The organism is Bacteroides sp. 3_1_23 (assembly GCF_000162555.1).
Taxonomy (GTDB): domain Bacteria; phylum Bacteroidota; class Bacteroidia; order Bacteroidales; family Bacteroidaceae; genus Bacteroides; species Bacteroides ovatus.
In genome coordinates, this window is record NZ_GG774963.1 from 1 (window position 1) to 2,620 (window position 2,620).

General features: G+C 32.6%; 5 protein-coding genes. 1 reads left to right on the forward strand and 4 read right to left on the reverse strand.

Features of this window, described 5'->3' with window-relative positions; all coding sequences use genetic code 11:
• Window positions 1–285: 285 nt before the first annotated feature.
• The 3 genes from HMPREF9010_RS0124930 to HMPREF9010_RS00035 form a co-directional block, all read right to left on the reverse strand.
• Entirely contained in the window at window positions 286–468 is a 183-nt protein-coding gene (locus HMPREF9010_RS0124930) for a hypothetical protein (RefSeq protein ID WP_032853014.1), read from the reverse strand.
• 300 nt (window positions 469–768) lie between these two features.
• Window positions 769–960: a hypothetical protein gene (locus HMPREF9010_RS00040; protein WP_008652035.1), complete on the reverse strand. Its 192-nt coding sequence runs from the start codon at window positions 958–960 to the stop codon at window positions 769–771.
• Between the two features lie 2 nt (window positions 961–962).
• On the reverse strand, window positions 963–1,865 hold the full coding sequence (locus tag HMPREF9010_RS00035; protein ID WP_008652042.1) for an IS1595 family transposase: 903 nt from the start codon (window positions 1,863–1,865) through the stop codon (window positions 963–965).
• A 191-nt stretch (window positions 1,866–2,056) separates the two neighbouring features.
• Between HMPREF9010_RS00035 and HMPREF9010_RS0124935 the strand changes: the two genes are divergently transcribed.
• Window positions 2,057–2,299 carry a hypothetical protein gene (locus HMPREF9010_RS0124935; RefSeq protein ID WP_032853016.1) on the forward strand — a complete coding sequence of 81 codons (243 nt, stop codon included), beginning with the start codon at window positions 2,057–2,059 and terminating at the stop codon, window positions 2,297–2,299.
• Here HMPREF9010_RS0124935 and HMPREF9010_RS0124940 read toward each other — a convergent pair.
• Window positions 2,279–2,533 (reverse strand): hypothetical protein, encoded by a 255-nt coding sequence (locus HMPREF9010_RS0124940; protein ID WP_008648583.1) that lies wholly within the window; start codon window positions 2,531–2,533, stop codon window positions 2,279–2,281. The genes HMPREF9010_RS0124935 and HMPREF9010_RS0124940 overlap by 21 nt on opposite strands.
• Window positions 2,534–2,620: the final 87 nt, after the last annotated feature.

Here is a 2,620-nt window from a genome sequence, read left to right on the forward strand (position 1 = left end):
TTAGACGATACCGACACCACAAATTATTATTATAATTTTTAGTTATAGCTACCGTCTATATGCATTTTAATTAGTTAATAAAAAAGCTCTTTCTAGTTGGTGTTAACTGGAAAGAGCCTGTTTCTTTTTCGACTGCTAAGATAGCAATTTATTTATTAATTTACAAACTTCTATTGTTTTATTTCTGTGCTAAATTATAAATTCTAATTTTGAGATTTAGTGATATTTCTATTATCACCATTATAAAAAAGTAGACTAATAAACTAACTATCGTTCCTATTATGCCTACCATAATGAGGGTAAAAAGCTCTTCTGTAAAATGTTTTTTGCACCTATCATTAAAGCTCCAAATACACAAATAGCATTTCCTATTAATGAAATAATAAGTGCTATTTTAGAAAACACTTTCAGATTTTTCTCTTTTTGAATTTCTAAACCTAAATACTGTGATTTTTCAAATGACTCCATAATGTTTTGCGTTTTATTGGTTAATACTAAATAATAATGTTTCCAGTCTATTAGCAATAACCATACGCCAGTATATGAAAAGACGCAGATAATTGCTTCACGTCCCTTGGCTCACCACAAGCCATTACACACCGAGCAAGAAATCTGCGTCTATGCGGATTCCTCAACGTGTGTAATATATAACTCGTTCATTCTCGAGGTGGTGATTCAGGGACGATTGAGCTATTATATACAAAAAAGCGTACCATCTATTCGATGATACGCTGCAAATATAAGAATAACTTCATAAATTACAAACTGTTACTCCTTCTTCTTTTCCTCCTTGTCTTTATCTTTCTCATCTTCGACTTGATCCGGTGTTTTCCCTTCCGCAATGTGCGCCATCTTTCGGAGCAGTTCATCGAACTGTTCTTTAGGAACAGAAAAGTTAATCTCTAACCTCACTGTTTTAATGTTACTTAGGTCTATTTCTTGTTTCTTTTTCTTTCCCATAACTAAGCTGCATTACGCAAAAGTAAATTAAATCTTTGAGAATCGGTAAAATTTCGAGTATTAAATCGGAAAATATATTCGTCAATATACCTCTGCATATATTTTTTGCTTACATGATAGTATATCCCAAATATCATTCTCTTGAAATGCGACCACACATTTTCGATACCGTTCGTACTAACAACGATTATCTCACCTTCATCTGTTGCATAGGTCGTACCATAGAAATGTTTTTCATGGTCTACTGACCTTTGTACATACTTCCCATGCAGTCCACTGTAATCCCAACCATCAGTATAAACAACACTACCTAATTCAACTTTTTCTTTGATAATCGGAACTATAGTTTTAGCTTGTGTATTGGGAACAACTTTGGCAATAACTTTACCACCTCTTTCAAGTATTCCGAATACAGGAACTTTATCCTTATAGCTACGTCCCTGACATTTCTCTACTTTCTTATCTTTGTGACGATTCTTGTTTTTACCACCTACAAATGTTTCGTCTATTTCTACTTCACCGGATAATTTATGGTTGTTTTCCATAGACATATATTGTCTAACTTTCTGCATCATTCCCCACGCTGTTCTTTGCTTAATCTTTAATATTGAAGCAACTTGGCAGGAAGAAATCCCTCTTGTATGAGTTAATAGTAACATCATCACAGAAAACCATTTTCTCATTGGCATCTTAGTTTTAGCAAATGCAGTTCCGGTTTTTACATCAAAGTATCGTCCAGTATTCTTGCATTTGTATTTCCCATTACTACATTTGTACACTTTAGATGTCGGGTCAAAAGGAGAAATTACCTTATCTCCCCAACGCATCATCTCAAAATACCTGATACAACTTTCTTCATCGGGAAAGTTCTCATAGAGAGTTAAAAGAGTAAAATCAGTTTTCATAACGTCAAATTTTTAGCTATCCAAATATACTAAAAATCAACGATATTAGCAAGTGATTTGCAATATATTTTCAAGGAAGTTTTTCGCAAGGATGCTAAAGAACATTCTTATACAACATATAGAGCAATGTACTGCTTATAGTTTATAAGCAGTACATTTGCAGATAGTATCAACCTTTAAAATGATAAAAAATGGATAAAAAACAAAGTGATGAAATTGAACTAAAATTGAAAGGTGCTTTATGTTCAATATGTAAAAGATCAATACTGCCTTACTATCACCCCAGTGGTATTCCTATAGATAACGCAGCAGAAATTAAACGAAATTATTTCGATAAGATTGATATATCAAAAGATAATATCAAAATTGAGTGTACATATTGTGGGTATATTATGTTTTTTAATAAGGAAACATTACTCAACCAAGTTTTTTGAGCATGATGTAATTTTTACAGTTGTTATTCTTGGCGGGTCAAGAGGAAAATCTTCATCGGTTGAATACCCCCATTTAAGGATTCTTTCTGATGAAGATTTCATCTCTTTCGCCATTTCTTCATTAGTTTTCCCCCAACAATCTAAATTCTCTTTTGCAATTCTAACAGCAGTTAATCTATTGTACGCTGCAAATTCATTCACTAGTCTTTCTAAAAGTTCTTCTTTCTTTTCCATAATCTTTAATTTTAATTGTTTATAAAAAAAGCCCGGATTCTCCGAGCTATAACTTTTTGTTATACGGTGTCAGTATCGTCTAAGTGC